The sequence below is a fragment of the Candidatus Pyrohabitans sp. genome, from assembly GCF_054014795.1.
In genome coordinates, this window is record NZ_JBPMGE010000047.1 from 1 (window position 1) to 5,826 (window position 5,826).

General features: G+C 57.4%; 7 protein-coding genes. 4 read left to right on the forward strand and 3 right to left on the reverse strand.

From position 1 onward, the window contains the following. Positions 1–169 precede the first annotated feature (169 nt). Together ACXJJW_RS05290 and ACXJJW_RS05295 are read right to left on the reverse strand one after the other, a co-directional pair. Positions 170–736: a methyltransferase family protein gene (locus ACXJJW_RS05290; RefSeq protein WP_456474693.1), complete on the reverse strand. Its 567-nt coding sequence runs from the start codon at positions 734–736 to the stop codon at positions 170–172. A 43-nt stretch (positions 737–779) separates the two neighbouring features. Continuing rightward, complete coding sequence (locus ACXJJW_RS05295; protein WP_456474694.1) at positions 780–2,399, reverse strand: DUF2334 domain-containing protein; 1,620 nt, start codon at positions 2,397–2,399, stop codon at positions 780–782. An 83-nt stretch (positions 2,400–2,482) separates the two neighbouring features. Here ACXJJW_RS05295 and trxA point away from each other — a divergent pair, with 83 nt between their 5' ends. Next, entirely contained in the window at positions 2,483–2,806 is a 324-nt protein-coding gene (gene trxA, locus ACXJJW_RS05300; protein WP_456474695.1) for a thioredoxin, read from the forward strand. Here the strand turns inward: trxA and ACXJJW_RS05305 are convergent. After that, positions 2,803–3,696 (reverse strand): NOL1/NOP2/sun family putative RNA methylase, encoded by an 894-nt coding sequence (locus ACXJJW_RS05305; protein ID WP_456474696.1) that lies wholly within the window; start codon positions 3,694–3,696, stop codon positions 2,803–2,805. The genes trxA and ACXJJW_RS05305 overlap by 4 nt on opposite strands. A 36-nt stretch (positions 3,697–3,732) precedes the next feature. Between ACXJJW_RS05305 and cyaB the strand changes: the two genes are divergently transcribed. The 3 genes from cyaB to ACXJJW_RS05320 form a co-directional block, all read left to right on the forward strand. Continuing rightward, complete coding sequence (gene cyaB / locus ACXJJW_RS05310; protein WP_456474697.1) at positions 3,733–4,260, forward strand: class IV adenylate cyclase; 528 nt, start codon at positions 3,733–3,735, stop codon at positions 4,258–4,260. Beyond that, a complete protein-coding gene (locus ACXJJW_RS05315; protein WP_456474698.1) occupies positions 4,253–5,188 on the forward strand; it encodes a beta-ribofuranosylaminobenzene 5'-phosphate synthase in 936 nt (311 codons plus the stop codon). Before cyaB ends, ACXJJW_RS05315 begins: the two co-directional genes overlap by 8 nt. Next, positions 5,185–5,826 (forward strand): fumarylacetoacetate hydrolase family protein (locus ACXJJW_RS05320; RefSeq protein ID WP_456474699.1); only part of this gene is annotated, 642 nt, incomplete at its 3' end. The genes ACXJJW_RS05315 and ACXJJW_RS05320, both read left to right, overlap by 4 nt.

Here is a 5,826-nt window from a genome sequence, read left to right on the forward strand (position 1 = left end):
GATGACCTCTTTGAGATTCCTGTGCACCCAGGTGTCGGCTATTGTCTCGGCATCCTTGGGTATGACTATCTTCTCTGCCATGCTGGTAAGGTAATGCTGAAGGAGGATATAAGGTTTGCGCCCTTGAAGCTGTGAGGCTGGGCAGGAAGCCGGTGGAGATGTGATAGATTCAGGCTCCCTTTGGTATTCCAATATACCTAGCAACCCTGGATTTGTACAGGCGGTATTCCTCCCCATACAGACGCTCAAGATAGGGCTCCTCCAGGCGGGTGGCATACAGATGAATAACAACTGCGAACACCCCTGTAAGCACGAGGGCAAGTCCCGAACGTCCGGCGAGTGATATACCCAGAAGTATCAGGAACCAGCCTACGAACTGGGGATTTCTGCTGTAGCTGTATATACCGGTGGTCACAAGCCCAGAGATATCCTGTCCTGTAGACCTGCGCCAGGATAGCGCGGCTATCCCCGCTATCATAATGAGCAGGCCTACTAAAACCGCAACCAGGCCGCATGCCAGCGCGGCAGTGCTGCTCAAAGGTATAGGCCAGAGGGAGTGCAGCGATGCCAGTATAACCGGCAGATGATGGAAGCCCCACATGATATACCAGAGGCTCAGAAGCTTTTTTGGAAGCGTGACCCCTCTCTCGTATGTTTTCTTTATCTCTGAAAACACGTAGGCTCCCAATATCGCCCAGATAACTGTTGAGATGCCTATACCCGCATAAATCCCCATTATGTTTATAGATTCCAATTTCAACAATAAAAAGTTTCAGTGATTAGTTGCTCAAATCGGCAATCATCTGACTCACTGCAAAGGCGTAGTTGGCATCCCAGCTTTTAACCCGGGAGGCGGTGTAGGTGAGTCCTTCGCAGCCAGCGCGCAGACCAAAGCTCTCTGCTATCGCATAAGCCTGAAGCACCATTATACTTCCGTCGCCGGCGAGGGTGCCGTTGGTGTGGAGCACGCCGTAGTAGCCGCCATCGTCGCGTCTCATTGCCTCCAGGAAGGCGATGCCCCTCTCCGCGCTCTCCTTAAATCTGAGCCTCTCCCCGGGTGGCGAGGCTACGTAGGCCGCGGCCACGCCGCTCACCGCCATGCCCTGGTACCAGGCGCTCACGCTGCGCCATTCATAGCCGGGCAAGCGGTAGGGGCCATCGTACCAGGCGCCGCTGCTGAGCTGCATCCTCGCAAGGCCCTCGCCTATCTCCACCGCCTTCCTGCGGTAGCGCTTTGCTCTCTCAAAGTCGCCCATCTCCTGCGCCGCCTCGGCTGCGCTTTCAAGGCCGAGAGCTGCGAAGCCTATTGCGTTGGGCTTCAAACCAAAGCTGTAGCCGAAGAAGGTGAGGAGCTCCGCCTTGCGCAGCAGGGCATCGCCCGCGCGCGTTATGCTCCTCTCAACCTCAGCTCCTGAAAGCACGCCCGTGGTATACGCCCGGGAGAGCGCCCACGTTGCAGCGGCACTTTCGAGGAGGGCGTAGCTCGACGTCGCCTCGCCCTCAGCTTCGCCCCACCCTCCGGAGTCGCGCTGCTCTGCCATAAGGTAGCTCGCATGTCTTTTAGCTATCCCTCTGTACCCCTCCTCGCGGGTGGTGCTGTACATGTTCGCGGCATAGAGCAGCGCATACGCGTTGCGCTTCACGCCACGCACCTGCGGAGGAGGCTCCATGCGCAGCGCCTCACGCAGGAGCAGCTCTTCATCGCATTTTCTCCTCTCGCTCTCAAATCCAGCCCAGGATGTGAATTCATCCAGAAACTTCAGGGATTCATTGTTGAGGTAGGCCATGTGGATGCTTAAGCGATAGACTTCGCTCTTCGTGAAAAGCAAAGATAGCTCTGCCAGAGGCATAATAAACCTCTGCCCTCTTCCCAAGGTGAACTCCCGTGTAGCGTAGGGCAGGGTGCTATTTCCTGAGACTATCCTGTCTAGGAGGTACACCTCCGGAAATTCCGCCTTGAGCACTTCAAGCGCCGGGGGTGTCACGAGGTAGCGGGGCGGGTAGAATATGCGCGGCGAGAAGCCTGCACGCTCAAACTCTTCCTTAATCTCCCTCACGCGCCTCTCAGCCTCTTCGCGGGAGGTGAAAAATTCGAAGCCCTCGTGGGTGTAGCCATGCGCCCCTATGACTGCACCTTTCGCTTCGGCACGCTTCAGAAAGGCTACAAATCCGTGAGAGTCGCCTATAGCTTCCCTGCCCGAGCGGTTGGGAATCACCAGGAGAACAATCCTATCCGCCCGCGAGTCAAGGATATCAAGAAGCTTATCAAGATTCTGCATGCCATAGCCCGGGGAGACATCGTGCACCTCCACCCAGAGCTCTGGTTGGGGCTTTTCGTAGCTCAGTGTTGCTAGGACGATAAGTGCTGTCAGGGCGAGGATAAGAAGCGGAAAGCGCATGCATTACCCTTACCTCCGGCGATTTTAACCTTTCTCCAAAAACTATATATGCGCCCCGCGTCTTTTTAAACACGGTGAATAACATGGCAGGAAAGGTCTTAACCGCTACCGACGACGACTTCGAGAGCATGGTGAAAGAACACCCCCTCATACTTGTGGACTTCTGGGCGGCCTGGTGCTTCCCCTGCAAGATGGTTGGTCCCACCATAGAGGAGCTTGCTGAGGAGTTCGAGGGAAAGGTTGCCTTTGCGAAGCTCAATGTGGATGAGAACCCGAAGACCGCGATGAGATTCGGAATAACAAGCATACCAACACTGATACTCTTCAAGAACGGCGAGGTGGCTGAGAAGGTTATCGGAGCCGTGCCAAAGGAACACCTGGCATCAAAGATAAAACCCCACCTCTAGAGCTTCTGGATTTTTGCTAAAAAGAACCCCTGCGAGCGATGCTCCCAGGGATAGAATCTTCTCGCTTTCTTAATCTGTTTATCCAGAGGCATTCCATAGGGCTTGCGAATTGCGGATGAGCCGTGCTTTATCCTGAGAAGCCTCGCGTCCCTGCTCTCCAGCACCTCCTGCACCAGAAGCTCATTCTCCTCCGGCAGGAGGCTGCAGGTGGCGTAGATGAGCACACCCCCCGGTCTGAGCACCTCATACACGGCGCTTATGAGGGCGCGCTGGAGTGGCAGGAGCACCTCCAGGTCCTTCTCCTGCTTTTTGAGTGCATCCCTGTTTTTATGCGCCGTGCCTGTGCCTGTGCAGGGGGCGTCGAGGAGGACACGGTCAAAGCTGAGGCCGAGCTTCGCAACCTCTCGCGCATCCATCCTTATAACTATGGTGTTCTCCACACCCATTCGCGTTATGCTTGCACGCAACGCCTTTATGCGGTGCCTGTTCACCTCCACTGCAACCACGCACCCGCGGTTGCGCATCAGCTGCGCTATGCGGGTGGTCTTGCCCCCCGGCGCTGCTGCTGCGTCCAGCACAAGCTCATTCCCTCTGGGTTCCAGGGCCTCGCATGCATACATGGACGCAGGGTCCTGGAGATAGTAGTAGCCGAGCAGATATTCGGGGGTTGCGCCAGGCGAAAAGGGCGCCCTGTTGATATAGTAGCCGTGCCTGACCCAGGGTATCTTCTCCAGCACAAAGCCCCGCTCCTCCAGGCGCTGTACCAGCTCCTCCTCGGTGATGCGCAGCGTATTCACGCGAAGCGATTGGGGTAGCGGGCGAGTGAGCTTCTCCTCAGTGAGCCCCGGGAATAGCCTGCTGTAGCGCTGCGCCAGAAACTCAGAGAGCATGAAAAAAGATTTATCTCGAGCAATATAACTATTGGCATGCTTGAGATTGAGATAAAGGCTCGAGTCGCAAGTCTCGAGGCGATAGAGGCAGGGCTCCGTGAGAGGGGTGCGCGCTACCTTGGGGAGGAGGAGCAGCTGGACGCTTACTTTAACCACCCGTGCAGGGACTTTGCACAGAGCGATGAGGCGCTTCGCCTGAGAAGGGCTCGCGGCAGTGTGACCCTCACCTATAAGGGGAGGAAGCTGGACGCCGTGACAAAGACGCGGGAGGAGGTGAATGTGGGTGTGGAGAGCTACGAGGCTGTAAGGGCGATTCTGCTCAAACTTGGCTTTGCCGAGGTTGCGCAGGTTAAAAAGCTCAGGCGGAGGTATCGTATGGGTGATTACCTGGTGGAGCTCGATCAGGTTGCCAGCCTTGGAACCTTTGTGGAGGTGGAGAAGAGCGGCGAGACATATTCGCCTGAGGAGCTTGTGGGGTTTCTGGCCTCACTGGGCATAGGCAGAGAGGCTGTGGAGAGACGCTCCTACCTGGAGCTCCTGCTGGAGGGTGAGGGTGATGGTTAGGGTTACCACGCCATCGCGATTGCATATGACGCTGATAGACTTAAACGGCGCACTGGGACGCGTAGATGGGGGTATAGGTATAGCACTTCGCGAGCCGGGCATGGTCGTTGAGGTGGAGAGGAGCAGAAGTTTGAGGGTAAAAGGGGAGCCTGCGGAGCGTGCGCGTGCAGTGGCAGAGCGTGTGCTTGAGGCCTATTCCTTACCAGGAGCCGAGGTAAGGGTGCTGAGAAGCTATCCTCAGCATGTTGGCCTGGGGTCAGGGACGCAGCTTTCCCTGGCGATTGCCACAGGGATATGCAGGGCTTACGGCATAGACGCAGGCATTAGGGAGCTTGCGCAGGTGGTGGGTCGGGGGGGTACCTCCGGGATAGGTGTGGCCGCCTTTGAAGGTGGAGGTTTTATACTGGATGGCGGGCACTCAAGGCAGGAGAAGCCGGAGTTTCTCCCGTCTTCGGCGAGCAGGGCAAAGCCCGCGCCTGTGCTGCTGCGCCGAGATTTTCCTGACTGGGATATAGCAGTAGTTCTCCCAGAGCCCGAGCTGCAGGTCTCAGGCGAACGAGAGGTGAACATCTTCCAGCGTTTCTGTCCGATTCCGATTAACCAGGTGGAGCGCCTCAGCCACGTGATTTTGATGAAGCTCCTGCCCGCTCTGGTGGAGGAGGACATCGCAGCCTTTGGGGAGGCGGTTAATGCTATCCAGGGGATTGGCTTCAAGGAGACAGAGGTTATGCTCCAGGCGCAGAACGTCAGGGAGATGCTCGCACTGTGCCAGAGGCTGAGCTACGGCGCAGGGTTGAGCAGCTTTGGACCTGTGATTTACGCCTTCCCCAGGGATGCGGGTGAGTTCCTCAGGGCTGTGCACTCCCGCAGCGATGTGCGCAGCGTCTGGCTTACAAAGGCGAACAATGAAGGGGCGAGGATGGAGTGATTCTGGGCAGGTTCCGCTACGGTAAGCGCGTGCTTCAGGGCATCGTGGAGGACAACGAGGTTCTGGTAACCTCAGGCAGGCTGAAGGGCAGGCGTTTTGCGCTGGAGGAGCTTGAGGTGCTCATCCCCTCGCGTCCCAGCAAGATTGTGTGCGTGGGTTTGAATTACAGAGACCACGCCGAGGAGCTGGGCATGCCGCTGCCCGGCGAACCCGTGCTCTTTCTTAAGCCTCCCAGCGCTGCCCTTGCCCATCGCGGGGGGATAGTTTACCCGGCCATGGCGGGGCGCGTGGACTACGAGGCTGAGCTTGGTGTGGTTATCTCGCGCAGGTGCAGGAATATTCCTGCAAAGGAGGCTGAGCGCTGCATCCTGGGCTACACCTGCTTCAACGACGTCACAGCCCGCGACCTTCAGCGCAGGGACGGACAGTGGACCAGAGCTAAAAGCTTCGACACCTTCGCCCCCTTTGGCCCGTACGTGGTTACGCCTGAGGAGGTGGACCCGGACCAGCTCGAGGTGAAGCTATACCTGAACCGCACGCTAAGGCAGCAGGGCTCAACGCAGAACATGATATTCCCGGTGGAGGAGTTGCTCAGCTTCATCTCCCGAATAATGACGCTGGAGCGGGGGGATGTCATC